This window comes from Limnohabitans sp., from assembly GCF_046052765.1.
Lineage (GTDB): Bacteria > Pseudomonadota > Gammaproteobacteria > Burkholderiales > Burkholderiaceae_C > Limnohabitans.
Genome location: NZ_JAVLFQ010000002.1, coordinates 22134 through 45066 on the forward strand (window position 1 = coordinate 22134; position 22933 = coordinate 45066).

Genomic DNA, 22933 nt, shown 5'->3' on the forward strand with positions numbered 1-22933 from the left:
AAAATAACACGCGATACCTATGTTGCTAATGTCAACACGGCTTTTAATCCATTCTAACCATCCCTGCCCCAAGATGAACGCTTACCTTTTGACTTTTTTCTTGTCTGTACTTAGCCTAAGCGCCAAGGCTCAAACCGCCCAAACTGAACTCCCCCGTATCAAGATTCAAGCTGGTATGTACCAGATAGATGCACAGGTGGCAGCCACGCAAGAGCAACGCGCTATGGGGTTGATGTACCGCGCTGACATGCCCCAACATGAAGGCATGGTTTTTGTTTTTGAACAAGCGCAGATTCAGTGTTTTTGGATGAAGAACACAGTGATGCCACTGACCGCTGCTTTTATCGCAGATGATGGAACCATCGTGAATCTCGCAGACATGAAGCCGTTGAGCCAAGACTCACATTGCTCAGAAGCGCCGGTTCGTTTTGTTTTGGAGATGAAGCAAGGATGGTTTGCCAGCAAGCGCATCAAAAAATCATACGTATTGAAGTCAAGCCTTTTCAAGACTAACCAGATTAAATCTGATCTTCCACCCTGAGTATGGTTTCTCCGTCAGACAGCTTGGCTGTCACCAAATCTCCACTGTGCAAGTCTTTGACCGAGCTTAAAGCCACACCCTCTTGATTTTGTAACCAGGCATAACCGCGTTTGAGGACCAAAGCAGGATCAAGGTTTTGTAAAAGCCATTGTGCTTTGTCCAAACGCCTGGCTTGAAGCGCTGGCATGTCCACAGCGGCACGTTTTAATCTCAATGCCATCGGTTGAAGTGCCAGTTGCCGTCGATTCAAGTTGTTGATGGTGGCTCGGCCTAATCGGTTGGCAAGCAAACTGCAAGCGTGCTGCTGTTGATGCAACCAACCAGATGGCCTGCCGATTTGCCGTTCAGCCCTGTCCAGTCTTTGCCAAGATTGATCTAAGTGAAGACGCATAGCTTGCAGCAAGGATGCTTGAAAATAATCCAATCCGCTCAAATCAGTCGCTCTGTCCAAAGCGCAAAGTTCAGCTGCAGCCGTTGGTGTAGGTGCTCGCAAATCGGCACAAAAATCGGCGATGGTGACATCCGTTTCGTGTCCTACCCCCGTGATCACTGGAACTCGGCAGCTAACAATGGCGTGAGCAAGAGCTTCGTCATTGAATGCCCACAAATCTTCGATAGATCCACCTCCACGCACCAGCAAAATCACTTCAACCTCGGGTATTGTTTGCAAGGCTTTCAGTGCATCGATCAATTTGCCCGGCGCATCCGCACCTTGCACCGGGCTGGGCGCAATACGCAAGCGTATGTGTGGAACCCTTCTTTTCAATGCGGTTAAAACGTCATGCAAGGCAGCAGCTGACAAAGAAGTCACAATGCCGATACATGCAGGCCGCAATGGAATCGGCCTTTTTCGGTCCTCATCAAACAAGCCTTCAGACTGCAACTTGGCTTTGAGTCTGAGAAAAGCTTCGTGTAATTGCCCAGCCCCAGCAGGCCGCATAGATTCAATGACCAATTGCATTTCGCCCCGAGGAACGTACAAGCCGCAGCGAGCCTGCACTTCGACCAGGTCACCGTTGCGGGGTTCAAAATTCACAGACTCGGCGACACGCTTGAACATTGCACAACGTAGCTGACCTTGTTCATCCTTTAATGTCAAGTAGCAGTGTCCACTGCCGGCACGCGTCAATCCGGAAATTTCGCCGCGAACAACCAGCAGGCCAAAGCGCGATTTCAACTGATTGCTGATGGCTAGGCATAACCCACCGACAGTCCATACATGAGCGCTGGTTATTTCGTTGGTAGTGGAAAAATCGCTCATGTCATTTGTTGAGTTAAAGCCAAGGTGGTAAGTAAGACATAATTGTTCTCACATCAGACAGGAGAACGCATTTGCTAGGCATCATACAAGCCGCAGGCTGGCCCATTTGGCCCTTACTCGCATGCTCAGTTGCAGCCATGGCGTTGATTTTTGAACGTATCTACAGCTTGCAAATCAAACGCGTTATTCCTGCGCATTTGCTTGATGAAGTCCTTTCTTTGTCACAACCTGAATTGCTCAACCCCGAGTCAATCACTCAACTTAAGAACCACTGTGCGCTAGGCGAAATCATTGTTGCTGGTCTGATGCACAGAAAAAGCAAGCCATCTACTTCTGAATCTGACTTTAGAGCAGTGATTGAAGCAAGTGGCCGTCGCGTCAATCACAAGTTAGAAAAATACTTGAGCTTGCTGGGCTCTATTGCCTCGGTGGCTCCACTGCTTGGTTTGTTTGGCACGGTGGTCGGCATGATTGAAATATTTGGCTCACAAACGCCAGGCACAGGAAACCCTGCACAGTTAGCGCACGGCATATCGGTTGCTCTTTACAACACAGCTTTTGGATTGGTGATTGCTATTCCCAGTTTGGTGATGTGGCGGTATTTACGCAACAGAGTCGACTACTTCACCGTAGAGATGGAGATTGCTGCAGAACAATTTGTGCGGCATTTTTACGCGACACCGACGGGCAAATAAGATGCGTTTCGGCCGTCCACAGTCATCCGAACCCGAGATCAATTTGATCCCGTTCGTCGATGTGTTGTTGGTCATTCTCATTTTTCTGATGCTAACAACCACCTACGGTCGTTTAACTCAACTAGACATACAACTGCCCCAAGCAGACAGCGGACTGCAAGAAACCAAGCCCAATGAAATCAAAGTAAGTATCAGCAGCGATGGTCGCTATGTGGTGCAAAAAGTGCCTGTGAATCCTTCAGATATCGTTGCTTTAACCTTAGCACTCAGGCAGGCAGCGAAAGATTCTCCACAAGCTTTAGTGATTATTTCAGCCGATGCCCAGGCGAGTCATCAGTCTGTGATTCAGGTGCTAGAAGCAGCACAAAAATCTGGTTTACAACACATTACATTTTCAGCCCAGGCGCGCACCAGCACCACTGTTTTACCTTGAACCCCTATGAAGTTGTCAACCTTCTTCACCGAAAAGGTTTGGACTGGTAAAGGTCTGTTCGCTCGCTTGCTATGGCCAGTCTCTTTGCTCAGCAAACTTTGGTTATGGGTACAAAATGATTTGTATCGACGCGGCAAGCGCCAAAGTGTCCATCTTCCGATTCCTGTACTGGTAGTGGGTAATGTGTTGGTCGGCGGAACGGGTAAAACACCTGTGGTCATCAGCCTTATCCATCATTTTCAACATCTGGGTATCCAAGTGGGTGTGATTGCCCGCGCTTATGGATCGACCGATGAATCAGTCCGTGAGGTTATGTGGGAGAGTTCGGCCGAGCTTTCAGGTGATGAAGCACTGCTAATTAAGCGCCGTTGCCAAGTTCCGGTATTCGTTGGTCGTCAACGTGCCCAAGCGGCCTTGGCCTTGCTACATGCCTATCCGTGGACCCAACTCATCATCAGTGATGACGGATTGCAGCACCGTGCATTGCATCATGATTTGGCTGTTTGTGTGTTTGACGACAGAGGGCTAGGCAACGGTTGGTTATTGCCTGCAGGTCCTATGCGAGAGCAATGGCCCAGACGTCTACAGCCAGGCGTCAAACAATATCTTTTGCACACAGCAAATCACGCTTTCCAACAGAGCTTGCCCGCCAAACGTTACCTCTCAACCATGGCTGTCAATGGTCTGGGAGAGCAACGACCATTGGCATCATGGGCAGGTCAACCTGTTCAAGCATTGGCGGCCATTGCCCGCCCAAATATTTTTTTCAAGGCTTTGCAACATGTGGGGCTGAATTTGGTCAAGACTTTTCCGTTGGCTGACCACGCACCCCTAGCAGATTGGCGAGCTCTCGACGGCCTCCCCGTTTTTTGTACGGAAAAAGACGCGGTCAAACTCTGGCCGCGCTTGCCTCAAGCTTGGGCAGTGCCATTGGTATGTGAATTACCTGGTACTTTGCTGGATGCCATCGCAGCTGAAGTACAACAGCTATCATCCAAATATGGACAACAAACTGATTGAATTGCTGGTCTGCCCTGTCACCAAGGGCAGTTTGATTTATCAGCGCGAAGCCAACGAACTGGTTTCTCGCAGCGCCAGGCTGGCTTACCCCATTCGAGACGGCATTCCCGTGATGCTGGAATTAGAGGCTCGTACGCTCACAGACGAAGAATTGGACAAATTACATGGCTGATGCAGGCTATGTTGTCTTGATTCCTGCCCGCCTCGGTTCCTCTCGTTTACCTGATAAGCCCTTGGCCGACCTTGCCGGATTGCCTATGGTGGTCAGGGTCGCGCAACAAGCTAGCAAGTCATCTGCGCAGCGCATTGTTGTGGCGGCAGACCATTCAAGTGTTGTGTCAGCCTGTCATTCTCATGGCATCGAAGCTGTAATGACTCGGAATGATCACCCCAGTGGCAGTGACAGACTGGCCGAAACGGCTGAATTGCTGGGTTTAGGTGATGATGAAATCGTGGTCAATGTTCAAGGTGATGAACCTTTGATACACCCCCAACACATCCATGACGTTGCACAACTGCTGGCTAAACGCGAAAACGTCAGCATGTCAACACTGGCACACCCCATCACAAATCTCAGCGATTGGCTCAGTCCACACGTAGTTAAAGTAGTGATGGATGCGCATTCAATGGCCGCTTACTTCAGTCGGGCCAGTATTCCCTGCTGGCGAGACGCCATCACTGGACAATTGCCGCCTTATCCGGTGTTTCGTCACGTCGGGCTGTACGCTTATAAAACTGGTTTTTTAAAGAAATTTCCTCATTTATCTCAAGCACCCACCGAACAAGCTGAAGCCTTGGAACAATTACGCGCACTTTGGCATGGTCACAAGATTGCAGTCCACGTTTCACAGCAGGCGAGTGCGCCTGGCGTAGATACCCCCGACGACTTGGCCCGCGTACAGGCATTGTTCAGGCCTTAGCTTATCAGCCATGGCATGGCTGTGCGTGATATTCTTGTCACTTGACTCACGGGAAAAGCGCTGCACAGACAGCGAATCTAATTCAATTCAAGGATGACAATGAGACTGATATTGCTGGGTGCGCCCGGTGCCGGTAAAGGCACACAAGCCACATTCATTTGCCAAGCCTATGGCATACCCCAAATTTCCACCGGTGACATGTTGCGAGCTGCCGTCAAGGCTGGAACTGAGATGGGCCTGGCGGCAAAAAAAGTCATGGATTCAGGCGGACTGGTGGGGGACGACATCATCATTGGTCTGGTCAAAGAACGCATTACCCATGCAGATTGCGCTAATGGTTTTTTATTTGATGGGTTTCCGCGCACTATTCCCCAAGCGGATGCCATGAAACAAGCTGGCGTCAAACTCGATTGTGTACTTGAAATCGATGTCCCGTTTGAAGCCATCATCGAACGCATGAGTGGCCGTCGTGTTCATGTTGCAAGTGGACGCACCTACCATGTCAAGTTCAATCCGCCCCAAAAAGAGGGTGTGGATGACATCACAGGCGACGCCCTGATTCAGCGAGATGACGACAAAGAAGAAACCGTCAAAAAACGTCTTGAGGTGTACAGCGCACAAACGCGTCCGCTGGTCCACTATTACTCTGATTGGTCCACATCTGAACCTTCAGTGGCACCCAAGTACCGAGCTATCAGTGGTCAGGGCAGCGTCGACGAGATCAAAGAGCGCGCACTTTCCGCATTAAAGAGCTGAGTTTGCCTCGTCTTTTTGCATCAACGCCAATGCCAATGCGATACAAGCTTTTGCAGGCGGTAGATTTGATAAGTGACCGCAATCTTGTTGTGCCTGGGGCAAGGCTTTTCCCCATGTGCAACGGCTTGTCAGCCAAACTTCTATGCCTGATGCCATGGCCCTTTGCAGTGCTTTTTCCCAAGCTGGTTTCACAGTGCCTGCACCCGTACCCGCAATCACCAGACCGCGCAAGGGTTCGACGCTCATCGTCGGCTGTCGAATAAGCGCATCGATGCATTCACTCGAGCTTGCTGCATGGTGTGTCAACCATTCCACTCGTGGCCATTGCGTTTGCTTTAGAAAATAGTCCGCTGTCGGAGCAAGCACAGCATTGACTGGTGCTTCTGACTTGGACATATGCCACTGCGCCCCCGTTTGGGTTGCCGCTGCACCTGCTAGTCCACTGCTGAATGCATGTTGTTCATCGATGGATACTTTTTGGACATTCAATGCATGGTGCGCTTGACTGCCAAAAACCACATACACCCCATGTACTGAAGGTTGGCTGGCAAATAACAAAGCATCTCTTAAATTGACGGGTCCGTCTGCTTCTGGGTGATCTGCCGGTTTCATTGCACATGTCATGATCACCGGCTTTAACCATGGCCCTAAGGAATCAAGTAGGAAAGCGGTTTCCTCTATCGTGTCAGTGCCATGGGTGATCACTGCTGCGCGCACATCCTCCCTGGAAAGTGTTGACTTCAAGGCTTTATAAAGCTGTTGCCAAACAGGTAAATCTATATTTTTACTGTCAATACGTGCAATATCTTGAAATTCAATGTGCGCCTGATGTATATCTGTCGGATGAATTAAGTCAGCGATCCCTAACTGGCCTGATCTGTAGATGGCTGGATTTCCAGGTTGAAGACTGACCCCTGCAATCGTGCCACCAGTACCCAGAATCACCGTTTTTAAATTTATTTTGTGTGACATGGTTGCCAAAGTTTGAAAACTGGTTAAAAATACAGTTACTGGATAAACAAACAGTTGTTTAGATCTACCCTCATAACCCACTCGCATTGTGCAGGAGCCTCATGGAACAAATCAAGCTCACAGCCCGTCAACAGCAAATCCTGACATTGATTCAAACCGCATTACACAACACAGGCGCACCGCCTACTCGTGCGGAAATTGCCACAGAACTCGGATTCAAATCAGCCAATGCAGCGGAAGAACACTTACAAGCACTTGCTCGTAAAGGCGTGATTCAACTCATCAGTGGCACGTCTCGTGGCATCAGGTTGAAAAACACAAGCACAGATTTCAATGCCCATACAGGCTTTAAACAATTCCAACTTCCCCTCCAAGCATTGGCTCAACTTACTTTGCCTCTGGTGGGTCGGGTTGCTGCTGGCTCCCCTATTTTGGCTCAGGAACATATTGAACAAAGCTACAGCGTAGAGGCTTCCATGTTCCAGCAACAACCAGACTACTTGCTCAAAGTCAAAGGATTGTCTATGAGAGACATAGGCATCATGGATGGAGACTTATTGGCGGTCAAGACCACACGTGAAGCCCGCAACGGACAAATCATCGTGGCTCGCTTGGGCGAAGAGGTCACCGTTAAACGTTTACAGAAAACCGCTCAAGGCATTGCACTGTTGCCTGAGAACCCCGATTTTTCGCCTATTCATGTACTACCAGGCGATATTTTTGAAATTGAAGGATTGGCCGTCGGTCTGATTCGCAACCAGTTTTAACACCAGGAGATCATCATGTCACTCGCCCTTTGGAGCAGCCAGCAAGTTTTTCAACGCGTCGACTCTGCAATGCGTTCATTGCTGAACCAGCACCGTCAACCAATCGCCACACATGCACGCAGTCAACAAGTATCAGATCGACCATTGCGGGTGGTCCATATTGCTGAAGAGCAACGACCCCCGTTAAATACGGCAGGCCGCATGGTCATCTCAGGTCGCATGGCTGATGTGTGCGCAGAACTAGATCGCCTGATCGATCTGGACAACCAACGTCAGATCTATCCAAACTGATCTACTTGCTTCCAGACCGCAAAGCCATCATCATTTCGCTGTTGACTTTGCGGTCAGCCTGGATTTTTTTCATGTGCGGGTTCTCTGACAAGTGCTGTGTATAAGTCTTGACAGGTAAGCCAGCCAACAAGTCTTCTCCCAATACCAATTTACTGGCCAGTACAGCCAGCGGCAAATGAAATGCTGCTGCGCAATCAGCCAAAGTGAAGTGGTCGCCAGCCACATAAGGCGAAAACTTTGCTAACTTTGAAAACGCCGCGATATTTTTTGTCAATTGCTTACGTACTTTTTCCTTTGTGGCGTCACTGACCTCGCCACCAAAAAAAGCTTGGCTGTAAAGCTCTCTCACCACCAATTCAATGTGTAATTCCAAATAAACGATGATTTCCCTGACCTTGCCTGCCTCGTAGGCATCGCTTGGCAATAAAGCATGGGCGGGGTATTGCTGTTCTATGTATTCAGCACAAGCCATAGATTCTGAAATACAGCCTTGTGGTGTGTCTAAAAATGGGACTTTGCCCATAGGCGAACGGTCTACCAATTTCGGGTGTGTGTTGCCTGTCCAAACCAATTCTTCTTCGAAATCTACGCCTTTTTCCAATAATTGGAATTTGATTTTGTTGTAGTAATTGCTTGCTGCAAAACCGCAAAGTTTGAGTGTCATGGTGAATTTCTCCTGCTTTTTATGACTATAGGACATTTTGCAGTATCTCTATGAGGCATTCGTGGTCTGAATGTCAGCCATAATCTTTTCTATATGGACACCACATTTAAAAACGTTGCCGTCATTGGCGCCGGCGCCATGGGTCAAGGCATTGCACAGATGTCCGCTCAGGCGGGTGCCCATGTCTTTTTATTTGATGTTGCTGCAGGTGCCGCAGAGAAAGCAAATGCTTCGATCCGCCTTCAATGGCAGAGGATGCTTGAAAAAGGACGTTTAACAGACAGTGAGCTTGAGGCACTGCTACAACGCATGACGCCTGTTAGCCATCTGGACGAACTCTCGGCGTGTGATTTGCTGGTTGAAGCCGTGGTTGAAAACACGGGCATCAAGAAATCCTTGTACGCCGAATTGGAACAACGGGTAAGCCTTGATGCGGTAATTGCCAGTAACACATCATCACTATCAATCACTGCGCTGGCGGCTGGCTTGCAGCATCCCTCGAGATTTGCTGGACTTCACTTCTTCAACCCTGTGCCATTAATGAAAGTGGTGGAAGTCGTTCCGGGGTTGGCCACCGATGACAGGGTTTGTCAGCGATTGAGCGTATTTGTCAAAGCCATGGGTCATCAGTCGGTCATGGCGCAGGATACGCCAGGCTTCATCGTGAATCATGCGGGACGTGGTTATGGCACCGAGGCTTTGCGTATTGTGTCGGAAGGCATCGCAGATTTCGCCACGGTGGACAGGATTTTGAAAGACCAAGTGGGGTTCAAGTTAGGCCCTTTTGAATTGATGGATTTGACCGCACTCGACGTCTCGCATCCTGTGATGGAGTCCATCTACCACCAATATTTTGAGGAACCGCGCTACCGCCCTTCTGTCATCACGGCACAACGCCTTGCAGGCGGTTGGCTGGGTCGCAAAACAGGACAAGGGTTTTATGCTTATGTAGAAGGAAAAGCGCAAATTCCGCAAGAGGCTGACAATCCCGGCATGACTGAACTGCCACCGGTTTGGGTGTCATCTCGTGCTGCACGTCGCGCCGACCTTTTCCAGTTGCTCAAAGACCTGGGCGTACAAATTGAAACATCTACCGCGCCATCCAACCATGCCTTGTGCTTGGTCGCGCCGCTTGGCTTTGATGTCACCACTTGCGCTATCGTTGAACGATTGGATCCCGCTCGCACCATGGGTATTGATATGTTGATGCCAGATTCGGCCACTCGTCGACGTGTATTGGCTACCAATCCAGCCACGCGCAGAGACATGCGCGAGGCAGCACACTCCATGTTCGCCAAAGATGGCAAAGCCGTCAGCATCATTCAGGACAGCGGGGGATTCGTCACTCAGCGCGTGCTGGCGCAAATCGTCAACATTGCTAGTGATATTTGCCAGCAAGGCATTTGTTCACCAAGTGATCTGGACACGGCGGTCACGTTAGGCTTGGGCTATCCCAAAGGCCCGTTGGCTTTGGGTGATTCGCTGGGCGCAGACAGTTTGCTTGAAGTGTTATTCAATATGCAGACGGTGTATGGAGATCCTCGATACCGCCCTAGCCCTTGGTTGCGCCGCCGTGGCGCATTGGGTTTGAGTCTCACACATACCAACACTTAAGCCATGACAGCACAACTCAAAAGTCACAGCGTCGGTCATACCTTGGTGTTGACTTTGTCCAACCCTGAATATCGAAATGCGCTTGGCCCAGAAATATATTCGGCAGGAATTGAAGCGCTGAATGCGGCTGAAAGCAATCACGATGTTCACACCGTGGTGTTAACTGGCGAAGGCGCCAATTTCAGTGCGGGCGGCAATTTAAACCGTCTGCTCAACAACAGGCAACTTCCCCCTGAACATCAGGCACAAAGCATAGATGGTTTACACGGATGGATTGAAACCATCACCACATTCCCCAAACCTATTTTGGCTGCTGTAGAGGGGGCTGCTGCCGGTGCAGGTTTTTCTCTGGCGCTGGCTTGCGATTTCTTGGTTGCCGCCAGCAACAGTGTGTTTGTCATGGCTTACAGCAATGTGGCTTTGTCCCCCGATGGCGGCGGCAGTTGGCAATTGGCCAGCTCTTTGCCAAAGGCATTGGTCAACCAATGGTTGATGCTGGGTGAAAAAATCGGCGCAGATCAACTGTTTGCTCATGGCGTCATCAATCAAATCGCAGCGCCTGGTGCTTCACTGGAGACCGCACTGGCATTGGCAGAACGACTGAACTTGCGGGCACCCAATGCGCTGTCGAGCATCAAGGAGTTAGTGAATGCCGCCCCCGATCAAAGCCTTTTTGAGCAATTGAACCAAGAAAAGAAGCATTTTGTGAACAACCTTCATCACCCTAACGCTGGCATTGGAATTCAAGCATTTTTGAATAAAGAATTGCCGAATTACAAGGCTTAACCACCCGATTTTTCACACCTCTGGTCACGCCGGAGACATTCTGCAACCCACTGGTCACGAACAAGACAGACGATGGACGAGCCCATACTTAACATTGAAGAACGCGAGGCGGTGAATGCCGGTCGCTGGTTTTCCTCACTCTCACCTTCTTTAAGGCACGACATACTTCGATGCGCATACGTCAAACGACTCAAGGACGGCGATCTGATTGCTGCGCGCGGCGACTCGCCCGAAGAGTGGATAGCGTGTGCCAAAGGCGCAGTCAGAGTCAGTTCGACATCGCTGTCGGGCAAGCAAATCACTTTGACCTACGTCGAACCTGGCATATGGTTTGGCGATGTAGCTATATTGGACGGAGACAGCCGCACCCACGACGCCTATGCCCACGGGGACACCACCATATTGTGTGTATCCAAACACAATTTCGAAAAAATTCTTTCCGAACATGTCGAGTTCTACCAAGCGATGCTTCGTTTGCAAGCCAGACGCATACGGCAGTTATTCGGACTGGTCGAAGACCTCAACACCCTGCCCTTGCGTGCGCGGTTGGCCAAACAACTGCTGCATTTGGCACGCAGCTACGGAGTGCCCTCGCTCAACCACGGCGAGGAAGTGCGTATTGGATTGCATTTGGCGCAGGAAGAACTGGCACAGTTGCTCGGGGCATCAAGGCAACGTGTCAATCAAGAACTCAAAGCCATGGAACGAGAAGAAGCCTTGCGAATAGAACCCGGTGGTCTGGTGATTCGCAACAGGGATGCGTTGATGAAAATCAGCGCTGCGGAGTAAACAGATGAGCAATTTTGATAATTTTGTAGGCACACGCGAAGTCAGCGAGTCACACAGTTTTGATGTGGCAGCGTTGCAAGCTTGGTTGACAGTGCACATGGTCGGTTTTAAGGGCCCGCTAGAAGTGGAAATGTTCAAAGGCGGACAATCCAACCCCACCTACAAACTCATCACACCTGGCAAAAGCTATGTGATGCGTGCCAAACCAGGTCCAGTGGCCAAGCTACTGCCCTCGGCGCATGCCATAGAGCGTGAATTCGCCGTCATGCAAGGACTGCATGGCACTGACGTACCGGTCGCGCAAATGCATGTGTTGTGTGACGATGAATCAATCATTGGCCGTGCCTTCTATGTGATGGAATTTGTGCAAGGTCGGGTGTTGTGGGACCAGGCCTTGCCCGACATGACGCGAGAGCAACGTCGTGACATTTACCTTGAAATGAACCGCGTCATTGCGGCATTGCATGCGGTAGACCACAAGGCACAAGGACTTGAAAATTTTGGCAAGCCCGGCAACTATTTTGACCGTCAAATCGGGCGCTGGAGCAAACAATACCGTGCCTCAGTCACTCAGCCCATCGACGAAATGGACCAGTTGATGGAGTGGTTACCAGCGCATATGCCTGACAGCGCCCGCGCTGACTTGACCTGTATCGTGCACGGCGACTTCCGCTTGGACAACATGATTTTTCATCCCGAAGAACCGCGCATACTCGCTGTGCTGGATTGGGAGCTTTCCACTTTGGGACATCCCTTGGCAGATTTCAGTTACCACTGCATGTCGTGGCATATTCCGCCGGGCAGCTTTCGCGGCATTGGTGGTTTAGACCACCAAGCCTTGGGCATTCCGCTGGAAGATGAATACATCGATTTGTACTGCAAACGCAGTGGCATCACCACGCTGGCTGAACTGAAAAAAGACTGGAACTTCTACCTCGCCTACAACATGTTCCGAATCGCAGCGATTTTGCAAGGTATTGCCAAACGCGTAGAAGACGGCACCGCTTCCAGCGCCCAAGCCAAGGCATCAGGCGCAGGGGCTAGACCCATGGCCGAACTCGCCTGGTTGTTTGCCAGACGCCAATGATTTTTTTTTAAAACAGATAAACCGGAGAAAACCATGAATTTCGATTACACCGACAAAGTCAAGAACATGCAGGCACGCTTGATCGCTTTCATGGACGAGCACATCTACCCGAATGAAAAACGCTTTTTCGAGGAGATTGCAGCCAATCGCGCCAAAGGCAATCCTTGGATTCCAACGGAAATTGTGGAAGAGCTCAAACCCCTGGCACGCAAAGCGGGTTTATGGAATTTGTTTTTGCCACACAGCAAGCGCGCACCCGAAGGCTTGAGCAACCTTGAATACGCGCCCTTGTGCGAAATCATGGGTCGCGTTCCTTTTGCCGCTGAGGTATTCAATTGCTCTGCACCCGACACCGGCAACATGGAAACCTTTGAGCGCTATGCCAGCGAAGAACTCAAGGACCAGTGGTTGGAACCCTTGTTGCGTGGAGATATCCGTTCCGCGTTTTTAATGACTGAACCTGAAGTGGCTTCCTCGGACGCCACTAATATCCAATGTTCAATCCGTCGTGACGGCGACCACTATGTCATCAATGGACGCAAGTGGTGGTCATCTGGTGCTGGCGACCCGCGATGCGCTGTCTATATTGTGATGGGTAAAACCGATCCGGATGCGCCTCGCCATTCTCAGCAAAGCATGATCATCGTGCCAGCCAATGCGCCCGGCGTGGAAGTGTTGCGCCCTTTGAGCGTGTTTGGCTACGACGATGCACCTCACGGTCACATGGAAGTCTTGTTGAAAAACGTGCGCGTGCCGGTCGGCAATTTGCTGCTCGGCGAAGGTCGTGGTTTTGAAATCGCCCAAGGCCGCTTAGGCCCCGGCCGTATTCACCATTGCATGCGTACCATCGGTTGTGCAGAACGCGCGCTTGAACTCATGTGCAAACGGTTAAACAGCCGCACAGCATTCGGCAAACTCATTTCATCGCAAGGCGTTTGGCACGAACGCATCGCTGAGTCGCGCATCATGATTGAGCAAGCGCGTTTACTCACGCTGAAAGCCGCTTACATGATGGACACCGTCGGCAACAAGATTGCCAAAACCGAAATCGCCATGATCAAGGTGATCGCGCCCGTGATGGCCACCCAAATCATCGATTGGGCGATTCAGGCGCACGGCGCTGGTGGTGTCAGCGACGACTTCCCGCTGGCCTACGCTTACGCCCATCAGCGCACCTTGCGTTTGGCTGATGGTCCTGATGAAGTGCACCGTAACTCCATTGCCAAGCTGGAATTGGCCCGTCACATTGCAACCCTTCCACAAGAAGTGGACATGCCTGTGACTCGTGGAAGCTGAACATGCACAAACCAGTGATTGACGTTTACAGTTGGCCGACTCCCAACGGCCACAAAGTCCACATCATGCTGGAGGAATGCGGCTTCAAACTAGGACGTGACTGGCTGGCCCACCCTGTACACATCGGACAAGGCGAACAGTTCACCCCCGAGTTTTTAACCATCAGTCCCAACAACAAAATCCCTGCCTTGGTCGATCCTGTCGGACCCGATGGCAAACCCATCAGTCTTTTTGAATCGGGCGCGATTTTGTTGTACCTGGCAGCTAAAACAGGCAAGTTCCTGCCAAAGTCAGACAGAGCCAAATTTGAAGTGTTGCAATGGTTGATGTTCCAAATGGGCGGTGTCGGCCCCATGCTGGGACAAAACCACCATTTCCGTACCTACGCACCAGAAAAAATTCCCTATGCTGTTGACCGATACACCAACGAAGCCAAACGCTTATATGGTGTGATGGACAAGCAACTGGCTTTGGGCAAATACATCGCTGGCAACAGCTACAGCATTGCTGACATGGCCATCTACCCTTGGCTGCGTAACTGGAAAGCGCAAGGCATAGATTGGGTGGACTTTCCGCGCCTGAAAGAATGGTATGACTTGATGGAAAGCAGACCTGCGGTGATACGCGGATGTGCGGTACTGGCCGATTTACGCAAACCATTGCAAGACGACAAAAAGGCGATGGAAACCTTGTTTGGCAAAGCGCAATATGAAAAGCGCTGATAAAGCTAAAACTGCCAGCCCATGCCAATCAAAGCGCCTTTGCCCGTAGCGCTGGCCTTGAAGGTTTGCGTGCCACTGGTGACATTGGTGTCGCCCATCTTGGTGTAGTTGACTTCTGTGAATACAAACTGAAACGGATTCAAAAAAGTCTTGTAGCCCAAGCCCAAGCCGTAACCGCTCAAGCTGAAATTATTGATCGCATTGGTGGTGTCCATCGTCGCATAGCCAAGCTTTGTGTAGACCATGCCATCGTTTCTTATCAATTGGCCTGCCATCACTGACAACTGCGATTGGTTTTTAAAACCCATGGTTGTTGTAACACCTGTACCGCTGAAGTACTGTGAGCTTGGGTTAGACCTTCGCAAATTTCTTTCGTACCCCAATCCCATCACCACTCGCTCACTCACGGACCATGTGTAATTGCCGTTGACGACCAGCGGATACCCGGTTGAAGATTCACTGTTGGTGTATGCACTGGCGTAAGGAGAACTGTAATTGCTCAACTTGGGCGAGATACTTTGATAACCGGTAGCGGCTTGCACGCTCCAACCGACAAATAAATTCATCTGTGCCATGGCTGGAACACAGCAGGTCAACATTGCTATTGGTAAAGATATTCTCGATCTCACAGCGAACTTCCGATCAGTTGTATTCGGTTAAGCAATATTGCCACCTTTATAACATCGTCAAAACCACCTGTTTCTAAAGCGCGTCTGGTGTTTATTTGTTAAATACTGCGCCACACACTACGTTAGGCTGGCTTACTTATTGCATGGAATATGCAGGCAGGCAATTCTGGTGCAAGTGCACTGATTTGCCGCTTTGGCTCGCTTTAAGCGGCAAATCTTTGCCGTTTTAAAGTCTTTGGAGGAAAAAAAATGCAGGTCAGTTCAATCAGTGCCGCCAGCAATGCTTACAAAACAAGCACGACTGTCATGAATGTGGCGCAAGGACTGGCTGCACTGAAGCTCAACAGCAAATTAAAAATCACCATCAGCGACTCTTCAGCCAACATCAAAAATAACCTGAACGCATTAAACGATCTGAACGCACAAATTAACGAACTGAAGTTCACTGACGCGACTGAGTTGTTGGATTTGAACGCCAAGCAAGTCAACACATATGCCCAACTTTTGGGCAAGTTTCCAGATAACAGTTTGAAATTGACTGATAACTTTGATGCATTAAATGCCAATTTAACGACGCTGAGAAACATCAATGTCAAGATCAACAAAATAATATTGACCCCGTCAAATAACGCCAACGCCAAGCAATCTATTTCACCGTGGGACAGCCAGTTGTGGAGCAAATCCATCAACGGCAAATTTGAAATTCAAACCCAGACACATGTCAGTCTGTCAGGTACAGCAACATCACCAACGACCAACACCACCACTACGCAAACGACTTCGGTCAAACCCACGACGGAAACGGCGAAATTTACGCCTTTCGAAGATACGCAATCGCTTGCTACCAATTATCTGGGACTCAAAACATTGGATGACATGGGTATGTTGTCAGGGATTGAATCGTTCAAGGGTTCAGCCATCACCACCACCATTGCACAAGGCAAAGCCTTATCGAATTTGTTCAATAAATATTCGACTGAGTTTTATTTGAATATTCGCGACACCACACCCAACATTTCTAAGAACATTGATTTCATCGCCAGCAGCAATAAAAAACTCGCAAGCATCACGCAAATTGGCGATATCCGTCCGTTAGAGATCAGCCAAGCGGCCAATAAAAAAGCCATACAGGCCTTGGCAAAAATGAAGAATCCCTATTCCATCAAGTTCACTGGGTGAATAAATACATATGAAAACCGATCCAACCAATAAATCATTAGTTATCAAAATATCAACAGCCGAAAAATGCGCACCCCATGAATACACAAAGCACATTCCCGTTTTTTTAATCCCACGCTTGAGTTGATAATCAAACCCATGTTTCTTCACCTGTTTCAGCCTTACAAAACACTCTGTTTACGCACCGCAGGCATCCTGCTGCTTGCAGGTTTGGTCTTGTCTGGCTGCACTGAAGAAAAACCGTTGAGCAAGTTCGTTCCTGTTCCTGAAAAAAAACAAACGGATAAAAAGCAAGAAGAAGATTTATTGAATCGTCGGGTGGAGTCTGTTTTAAACGAAGGCTTGCAAAGCAAAGAGGGCGTAGAAGAAGCGCCACGCGCTTCCAAAGCGCGTCCACCCAATTCGGGCAAAGAGCCCATGATCATGCTGGATAAAAACAAAAAACCTTTGGGTGAAGTTGTTTACCATTCAGACAAGCTGGACTACTACGAATGCAAAGGCATTGTTGCGCCATGGTTTCTTGAACTCGTTGTTGCCGAGATGAATTATTTCAACGAGTTGGCTGAATTGCGTTTTGTCGATCCCAAAACCTGCATCGTCACATTGGGCACAGAAAAAAGCCTGACCCCTGGGCGCATCAGCATCCAATTGTTTGAGAACAGCAAGCAATTTGACCGATGCATTCGCAGCGAGGAATGCCCGATCTTTCGCACGGTTAACTTTGTGCCCAATAGGCAAGCCTTATTCAGATCCTATTTTCTATCCGATATCAGCCGAAAGCTGATACAGCATCAATGCGTGACAGACACGGGTAAATGGCACCGAGATGAGACTTGCTATACCGTTGACTGATCAATTCAATTGCCGCCATGGCTGCTCAAGACCGGCGGGTTGATGCCGATTTACAAAGACGTACTTACATAAATTTCATGAAAAATCTGTTTATTGTTTTCCTACAACTGATTGTGCTGCTGGTTATCACCACAGCCAATGTTGCTATGGCTAACGACCCCGCACCAGCCAAACCAGCGGCTGATTCGCATGGCGCCCCTGCCAAAAAGGAAGAGAAAAAAGACGACCATGGTGCCCCACCCAAAAAGGATGACCACGGTGCGCCTGCCAAAGACGCTCATGGCGCTCCTGCTGCGAAGGAAGAACGACCTAAACGGACCTTTGAAGGCCAAGAACCACTGTTTTATTTTGACTCCAAAAGACGCCCCTACATTGAACCATTTCACAAAACCGAAGAAGAAGAATATTTCATCTGCAGAGGTGTGATTGGAGAGTGGTACCGCGAACTCCTTGCGCAAGAAGCCAATATGCTGGCTGAAAAGGACGGCTTAGACAAAGTCACTGGGTCAACCTGTGCGGTGCGCTTGGTAGCGACTCACCATGGTAAAAAACTGCCCATTATTTCTGTAGAGTTGTATGTCAATTCCAACGTCATGCGCTCTTGCATTTTGGGGGAATCTTGCCCTCAGTCCCGCACAGCCATCATGTATGTGCTGAATAAAACTCTGTACAGAAGTTATTTCATCACTGACCGTGATAAAAAAATCCGGCGTTATTACTGCTTGGATAACAAGAGCAACATATTGTCCAAAGAAGAATGCTGGTATCACTTTTTTGACAAAGCCGCCAAAGAAAAACCATCAGGACACGGCGGCGGACATTGACAGTGGCCTGCCCGGAGGGGATCGAACCCCCGACCCACAGCTTAGAAGGCTGTTGCTCTATCCAACTGAGCTACGGGCAGAATTCATGAAAAAAGGCCTTGACGGCCTTTTCTTTTTATAAAAATTGGTCGGGGCGATAGGATTCGAACCTACGACCCTCTGGTCCCAAACCAGATGCGCTACCAGACTGCGCTACACCCCGATGGCGACATTCTACCCGCACAATCAAAGCCAACTTGGGAAATGCATTTTGTTGCATGAGTGATGGGCAATAATCAACCTCTTTAAATGCTCACTCGGCTTTCATCGATGCAACTCAGTCAAGCTCATCACCATGTCTCTCCACCTCAGGTAGACATTCCCAAGGTGTATAACGCCGCGGCTGATCTGCTGTTGCGTCACAGCGTTCGAGCTGATAAAGCGGCATATATAGATGCGCAAAGTTTTCAAAGCTTGAGCTACTCGCAACTCAATCATGAGGCGCATTGTTTTGCTCAGGGCTTGCTCAAGATGGGTATGCAACAAGAAGATCGCATTCTGCTGTGTATGCATGACAGCTTGCATTGGCCCGTGGTTTTTTTGGGCTGCATATTGGCTGGCGTGGTGCCAGTCGCTGTGAATACATTGCTCACCTCGCAAGACTACCAGTTCATGCTGCAAGATTCACGCGCACGCGGATTGCTCGTATCCAAGTCCTTATGGCCTTCATTTGCACCCATCATTGAACACTGTGCACATGTGAAACACATCATGACGGAGACGACAGACACTGCGTCAGGTGGCATCGCTATAGACGATTTAATCAAAGCCAATTCACCCCTAGTACAAGTGGCACCTACGCTGGCTGACGATGTGTGTTTTTGGCTCTACTCCAGTGGATCTACTGGTTCACCCAAAGGCACGGTGCATTTACACAGCCATGTGATTCAAACCGCTGAGTTGTATGGCCGTGGAGTATTGGGATTGAAAGAAGATGACGTGGTGTATTCAGCAGCCAAGTTGTTTTTTGCCTATGGTCTAGGCAATGCGCTCAGTTTTCCCTTGGCGGTAGGTGCAACCACGGTATTGTTGGGTGTGCGGCCAACGCCAGCAGATGTATTTAACGTTTTAGAAAAGCACCAGCCCACTGTTTTTTATGGGGTGCCTACCTTGTTTGCTGGTCTACTGGCACACGCTTCGCGTCCAGCCTCTCATCAATTGAATTTACGCGTCTGTACCAGTGCAGGTGAAGCCTTGCCTGCCGAAATCGGCCATAAATGGCAAAACGAATATGGCGTTGAGATATTGGACGGCATCGGGTCTACCGAAATGCTGCATATTTTTTTATCCAACCAGCCTGGTCGCGTGCGTTACGGCACCACAGGTAAAGCCGTTCCTGGCTACCGCTTGCGACTGGTGAACGATGACGGCCAAGAATGCGCCGAAGGTGAATTGGGTGAATTGCAAATCAGCGGCCCGAGTGCAGCCCTGATGTATTGGAATAACCGCGAAAAAACCAAACATACGTTTGCCGGTGAATGGACCCGCAGTGGTGATAAGTACAGCTGCGACGTCGACGGTTATTACACTTATGGCGGCCGTTCGGACGACATGCTCAAGGTCGGCGGAATTTACGTCTCCCCTTTTGAAGTGGAAGCCTCTCTCATGACGCATCCGGCTGTTTTAGAGGCTGCAGTGGTTGGCCAGCCAGACGAAGCAGGCCTGACCAAGCCCAAAGCTTTTGTGGTGCTCAAAGCCGGGCAACACGTATTGGAAACAGAACTCAAAGCCCATGTGAAAAGCCAGTTAGCTCCTTTCAAATACCCGCGCTGGATAGAGTTTTTGACTGAATTGCCTAAAACTGCCACGGGCAAGATCCAGCGGTTTAAACTGCGAGCTTGATTTCACGCCACTTTGACCCGCCTTCCCCGGAGAATTTCATGACCACGAGACGACAAGTACTCACCCAATCCGCTGCCATTCTGGGCGCTGCCTCTGGCGGGTTGATACTGCCGGCAAACGCACAAAACGCAAAAATACGTGTGGGCTTGATGCTGCCTTACACCGGCACATTCACACAGTTGGGTGTGGCTTGTGACAACGGTTTTCGCATGGCTTTGGAAGAAAAAGGCAACAAACTTGGCGGCCGTGAGATTGAATATTTCAAAGTGGATGATGAGTCTGAACCCGCCAAAGGCGTGGAAAACGCCAACAAACTGGTGCAACGCGACAAGGTAGATGTGATCATCGGCACCGTTCACTCTGGCGTGCAAATGGGTATACACAAAGTGGCGCGTGAAACGGGTGTGTTGTCCATCATCCCCAACGCAGGCATGCACGCCGCCACCCGCGCACTGTGTGCACCCAATGTATTCCGCACCTCCTTTACCAACAGCCAACCGACACGCGCTTTAGGCAAAGCGATGATGGATAAAGGCCATAAAAAAGCGGTCTGGATCACTTGGAAATACGCCGCAGGTGATGAGGCTGGTGAAGGCTTCAAAGAAGGTTACTTGGCCGCTGGCGGCACCATCGTCAAAGAACTGGGTTTGCCGTTTCCCAACGTGGAGTTTCAGGCGTTGTTGACCGAAATCGCCTCCATCAAACCGGATGCCGTGGCTTGCTTCTTCTCGGGCGGCGGCGCCTCTAAATTCATCCGCGATTACGCGGCCGCTGGATTGGCCGGCAAAATCCCTTTGTATGGCTCCGGTTTTTTGACCGAAGGTTTGCTTGACGATGAACTTGCACCCTCGGCCCAAGGCATTGTCACCACGCTTCACTACAGCACCTCTTTGGCGAGCAAACGCAACGATGCATTCCGCTTAGCCTATGCCAAGATGTTCAAAATGCAGCCCGATGTGTATGCGGTGCAAGGCTACGACGCCGGTCAATTACTGTTACAAGGCGCGGCAGCAGTCAACGGCGATTTATCCAACAAAAAGGCCTTGTATGCCGCCATGGAAAACGCTGTCATCGACAGCCCGCGCGGCAAATGGACCATGAGCAAAGCGCACAATCCTGTGCAAGACATCTACCTGCGCGTCGTTAAAGGCAAAGAAAACGTGGTGCTGGGCGTCGCCGCCAAGGCGCTGGAAGATTCAGGCGCTGGTTGCAAGTTGGGTTGATGGATCTCGCCAATTTTCTTATCCAACTGCTCAACAGCGTTCAATACGGCTTGCTGCTGTTTTTGCTGGCAGCCGGACTGACTTTGATTTTTGGCATCATGGGCGTGGTCAATCTGGCGCACGGCAGTTTTTACATGCTGGGCGCCTATCTGGCTTATGCATTGACCGGCAGCATGGGCAATTTGTTTGTCGCCATACCCGTCGGGGCTGTGTTGAGTCTGGTCATCGGTTGGTTGCTGGAAAAAATACTGTTCAAACATTTTTACCACCGTGACCATTTAGACCAGGTGTTGCTCACCTTTGGTTTGATCTATATCTTTGAAGAGCTTCGCTCCATGCTTTGGGGCGACGATGTACACAACGTGGCGATTCCAGCGTCTCTGGATTGGTCCATCAAGCTCACCGACACCTTGTCTTATCCTGCTTACCGATTGTTCCTGCTTGGTGTGTGCTTGTTGATGGCAGTGGGTTTGTGGCTGCTGATCAGTCGCACCAAAATCGGTATGAAAATCCGCGCTGGTGCATTTAACAGTGACATGGCACAAGCACTTGGTGTGAATATTGTGCGATTGCACGCCCTCGTGTTTGCGTTGGGTGTGGCGTTGGCGTCTTTAGCTGGTATGTTGATTGCGCCTTTGTCGAGCATTTATCCGAACATGGGCTCACAAGTATTGATCATGTGTTTTGTGGTGGTGGTGATAGGCGGCATTGGATCGGTTCGCGGTGCGTTGACAGCCGCTCTGCTGGTTGGCTTGGTGGATATTTTCGGCAAAGTGCTGGTGCCGCAATTTGCCAGTATGTTGGTTTATGTATTGATGGCCTTGGTGCTGCTGTACAAACCCGAAGGCTTGTTCAAACAATGAGTACTCCGCAAGCCCATTTGGAAGTGCTGCCGCTCAGCGTGCAAGTGTTTTTGTTCGTCGGCTTGATCGCCTTGCTGGCGTTTCCGTTTGCGCAACAGGATTTTTATACGCAAACCGTCACCCGCATGATGATTCTGGCCATCTTCGCCATGAGTCTCGATTTATTGCAAGGCATCACCGGTCTGGTGTCATTGGGTCACGCCGCCTATTTCGGTCTGGCCGGTTATGTGGTGGCTTATTTGTCGCCGCAAGACGCGGGTGCCAACTGGCTCATCGCCTTGCCGCTGGCCATGCTGGTGTCTGCGTTAGCGGCGCTGGTCATCGGTTTTTTGGTGGTGCGCACCCACGGCATTTATTTCATCATGGTGACCATGGCGTTTTCACAAATGATGTACTACCTGTTTTTCGACAACAAAGCGCTGGGCGGGTCTGACGGTGTCTACATCAATGTGCGCCCCGGGGGCTTCGGCTTGGACCTGGAAAACAAATGGATGCTCTACTACTTCACGCTGGCTTGCATGGTCTTGACCTATGCATTTTTGCGCCGCTTGCTGTGGAGCCCGTTCGGCAGAACCTTGAACGGCATTCGCTTGAACGAACACCGCACCCGCGCTTTAGGCTATGCCAGTTTCAGCTACAAACTCACGGCATTCACACTGGCCGGTGCGCTTGCGGGACTGGCCGGATTTTTGTGGGCGGCGCAAACCGGTTTCGTCAACCCAGATTTGATGGGTTTTCACATGAGCGCACACGTCATCATGATGGTCATCTTGGGCGGCATGGGTAATGTGGCCGGTGCCATGATTGGTGCATTCGGCTTTGAAATTTTTCTGGACCTGTTCAAAGACTTGCCAAAGATCGGCGACTT

26 protein-coding genes and 2 tRNA genes are annotated in these 22933 nt (G+C 50.1%); 22 read left to right on the plus strand and 6 right to left on the minus strand.

All coding sequences use genetic code 11. The features are described from left to right. The first annotated feature begins 73 nt into the window (after window positions 1-73). Window positions 74-541, plus strand: a complete 468-nt coding sequence (locus tag AC9UG7_RS00255; RefSeq protein WP_509582939.1) for a DUF192 domain-containing protein — start codon at window positions 74-76, stop codon at window positions 539-541. Here AC9UG7_RS00255 and xseA read toward each other — a convergent pair. Continuing rightward, the gene (gene xseA / locus AC9UG7_RS00260) at window positions 519-1802 is read right to left on the minus strand and encodes an exodeoxyribonuclease VII large subunit (RefSeq protein ID WP_509582942.1); all 1284 of its coding nucleotides are present in this window, start codon (window positions 1800-1802) and stop codon (window positions 519-521) included. The two genes, AC9UG7_RS00255 and xseA, sit on opposite strands and share 23 nt — an antisense overlap. Window positions 1803-1873: 71 nt before the next feature. Between xseA and AC9UG7_RS00265 the strand changes: the two genes are divergently transcribed. The 6 genes from AC9UG7_RS00265 (at window position 1874) to adk (ending at window position 5626) form a co-directional block, all read left to right on the plus strand. Continuing rightward, window positions 1874-2497 carry a MotA/TolQ/ExbB proton channel family protein gene (locus AC9UG7_RS00265; protein WP_509582945.1) on the plus strand — a complete coding sequence of 208 codons (624 nt, stop codon included), beginning with the start codon at window positions 1874-1876 and terminating at the stop codon, window positions 2495-2497. Between the two features lies 1 nt (window position 2498). Beyond that, entirely contained in the window at window positions 2499-2930 is a 432-nt protein-coding gene (locus tag AC9UG7_RS00270) for an ExbD/TolR family protein (RefSeq protein WP_509582947.1), read from the plus strand. Between the two features lie 6 nt (window positions 2931-2936). Further along, entirely contained in the window at window positions 2937-3950 is a 1014-nt protein-coding gene (gene lpxK, locus AC9UG7_RS00275) for a tetraacyldisaccharide 4'-kinase (RefSeq protein WP_509582948.1), read from the plus strand. Beyond that, on the plus strand, window positions 3931-4122 hold the full coding sequence (locus AC9UG7_RS00280) for a Trm112 family protein (protein WP_509582950.1): 192 nt from the start codon (window positions 3931-3933) through the stop codon (window positions 4120-4122). The genes lpxK and AC9UG7_RS00280 overlap by 20 nt, the downstream gene beginning before the upstream one ends. Continuing rightward, complete coding sequence (gene kdsB, locus AC9UG7_RS00285; RefSeq protein ID WP_509582952.1) at window positions 4115-4870, plus strand: 3-deoxy-manno-octulosonate cytidylyltransferase; 756 nt, start codon at window positions 4115-4117, stop codon at window positions 4868-4870. The genes AC9UG7_RS00280 and kdsB overlap by 8 nt, the downstream gene beginning before the upstream one ends. A gap of 99 nt (window positions 4871-4969) precedes the next feature. Continuing rightward, window positions 4970-5626 (plus strand): adenylate kinase, encoded by a 657-nt coding sequence (gene adk, locus AC9UG7_RS00290; protein WP_509582954.1) that lies wholly within the window; start codon window positions 4970-4972, stop codon window positions 5624-5626. Here adk and AC9UG7_RS00295 read toward each other — a convergent pair. Beyond that, entirely contained in the window at window positions 5615-6598 is a 984-nt protein-coding gene (locus AC9UG7_RS00295) for an asparaginase domain-containing protein (RefSeq protein ID WP_509582956.1), read from the minus strand. The genes adk and AC9UG7_RS00295 overlap by 12 nt on opposite strands. Before the next feature lie 101 nt (window positions 6599-6699). Between AC9UG7_RS00295 and lexA the strand changes: the two genes are divergently transcribed. Next, window positions 6700-7365, plus strand: a complete 666-nt coding sequence (lexA, locus tag AC9UG7_RS00300; RefSeq protein WP_509582958.1) for a transcriptional repressor LexA — start codon at window positions 6700-6702, stop codon at window positions 7363-7365. A gap of 15 nt (window positions 7366-7380) precedes the next feature. Next, window positions 7381-7656, plus strand: a complete 276-nt coding sequence (locus AC9UG7_RS00305) for a hypothetical protein (RefSeq protein WP_509582960.1) — start codon at window positions 7381-7383, stop codon at window positions 7654-7656. Window position 7657: 1 nt separating this feature from the next. Here AC9UG7_RS00305 and AC9UG7_RS00310 read toward each other — a convergent pair whose 3' ends face one another. After that, a complete protein-coding gene (locus AC9UG7_RS00310; protein WP_509582961.1) occupies window positions 7658-8320 on the minus strand; it encodes a glutathione S-transferase in 663 nt (220 codons plus the stop codon). 93 nt (window positions 8321-8413) lie between these two features. Between AC9UG7_RS00310 and AC9UG7_RS00315 the strand changes: the two genes are divergently transcribed. From AC9UG7_RS00315 to AC9UG7_RS00340, 6 genes are all read left to right on the plus strand, one after another. Beyond that, window positions 8414-9934, plus strand: a complete 1521-nt coding sequence (locus AC9UG7_RS00315; RefSeq protein WP_509582963.1) for a 3-hydroxyacyl-CoA dehydrogenase — start codon at window positions 8414-8416, stop codon at window positions 9932-9934. A 3-nt stretch (window positions 9935-9937) separates the two neighbouring features. After that, complete coding sequence (locus AC9UG7_RS00320; RefSeq protein ID WP_509582965.1) at window positions 9938-10720, plus strand: oxepin-CoA hydrolase, alternative type; 783 nt, start codon at window positions 9938-9940, stop codon at window positions 10718-10720. 72 nt (window positions 10721-10792) lie between these two features. Beyond that, window positions 10793-11509: a Crp/Fnr family transcriptional regulator gene (locus AC9UG7_RS00325; RefSeq protein WP_509582967.1), complete on the plus strand. Its 717-nt coding sequence runs from the start codon at window positions 10793-10795 to the stop codon at window positions 11507-11509. A 4-nt stretch (window positions 11510-11513) separates the two neighbouring features. Beyond that, window positions 11514-12596 carry a phosphotransferase family protein gene (locus tag AC9UG7_RS00330; RefSeq protein WP_509582968.1) on the plus strand — a complete coding sequence of 361 codons (1083 nt, stop codon included), beginning with the start codon at window positions 11514-11516 and terminating at the stop codon, window positions 12594-12596. Between the two features lie 33 nt (window positions 12597-12629). Next, window positions 12630-13892 (plus strand): acyl-CoA dehydrogenase family protein, encoded by a 1263-nt coding sequence (locus tag AC9UG7_RS00335; RefSeq protein WP_509582970.1) that lies wholly within the window; start codon window positions 12630-12632, stop codon window positions 13890-13892. 2 nt (window positions 13893-13894) lie between these two features. Continuing rightward, window positions 13895-14614: a glutathione S-transferase C-terminal domain-containing protein gene (locus AC9UG7_RS00340; RefSeq protein WP_509582972.1), complete on the plus strand. Its 720-nt coding sequence runs from the start codon at window positions 13895-13897 to the stop codon at window positions 14612-14614. 5 nt (window positions 14615-14619) lie between these two features. Here the strand turns inward: AC9UG7_RS00340 and AC9UG7_RS00345 are convergent, their stop codons facing one another. Continuing rightward, entirely contained in the window at window positions 14620-15189 is a 570-nt protein-coding gene (locus AC9UG7_RS00345; RefSeq protein WP_509582974.1) for a hypothetical protein, read from the minus strand. A gap of 303 nt (window positions 15190-15492) precedes the next feature. Between AC9UG7_RS00345 and AC9UG7_RS00350 the strand changes: the two genes are divergently transcribed. The 3 genes from AC9UG7_RS00350 (at window position 15493) to AC9UG7_RS00360 (ending at window position 18098) form a co-directional block, all read left to right on the plus strand. Further along, window positions 15493-16422 carry a hypothetical protein gene (locus AC9UG7_RS00350; RefSeq protein WP_509582976.1) on the plus strand — a complete coding sequence of 310 codons (930 nt, stop codon included), beginning with the start codon at window positions 15493-15495 and terminating at the stop codon, window positions 16420-16422. 138 nt (window positions 16423-16560) lie between these two features. Continuing rightward, window positions 16561-17274, plus strand: a complete 714-nt coding sequence (locus tag AC9UG7_RS00355; RefSeq protein ID WP_509582978.1) for a hypothetical protein — start codon at window positions 16561-16563, stop codon at window positions 17272-17274. A gap of 17 nt (window positions 17275-17291) precedes the next feature. Further along, the gene (locus tag AC9UG7_RS00360) at window positions 17292-18098 is read left to right on the plus strand and encodes a hypothetical protein (protein ID WP_509582980.1); all 807 of its coding nucleotides are present in this window, start codon (window positions 17292-17294) and stop codon (window positions 18096-18098) included. 3 nt (window positions 18099-18101) lie between these two features. Here the strand turns inward: AC9UG7_RS00360 and AC9UG7_RS00365 are convergent. Both AC9UG7_RS00365 and AC9UG7_RS00370 read right to left on the minus strand, forming a co-directional pair. Next, window positions 18102-18178, minus strand: a tRNA-Arg gene (locus tag AC9UG7_RS00365). Window positions 18179-18223: 45 nt separating this feature from the next. After that, window positions 18224-18300: transfer RNA gene (locus AC9UG7_RS00370), tRNA-Pro, on the minus strand. 107 nt (window positions 18301-18407) lie between these two features. Between AC9UG7_RS00370 and AC9UG7_RS00375 the strand changes: the two genes are divergently transcribed. The 4 genes from AC9UG7_RS00375 to AC9UG7_RS00390 all read left to right on the plus strand — a co-directional run. Beyond that, window positions 18408-19979, plus strand: coding sequence for a benzoate-CoA ligase family protein (locus AC9UG7_RS00375; protein WP_509582982.1), 1572 nt, complete (start codon window positions 18408-18410; stop codon window positions 19977-19979). 38 nt (window positions 19980-20017) lie between these two features. Continuing rightward, window positions 20018-21202: an ABC transporter substrate-binding protein gene (locus AC9UG7_RS00380; RefSeq protein ID WP_509582984.1), complete on the plus strand. Its 1185-nt coding sequence runs from the start codon at window positions 20018-20020 to the stop codon at window positions 21200-21202. After that, window positions 21202-22065: a branched-chain amino acid ABC transporter permease gene (locus tag AC9UG7_RS00385; protein ID WP_509582986.1), complete on the plus strand. Its 864-nt coding sequence runs from the start codon at window positions 21202-21204 to the stop codon at window positions 22063-22065. The genes AC9UG7_RS00380 and AC9UG7_RS00385 overlap by 1 nt, the downstream gene beginning before the upstream one ends. Then, window positions 22062-22933: branched-chain amino acid ABC transporter permease (locus AC9UG7_RS00390; protein WP_509582992.1), on the plus strand; the 872-nt coding region annotated here is incomplete at its 3' end. The genes AC9UG7_RS00385 and AC9UG7_RS00390, both read left to right, overlap by 4 nt.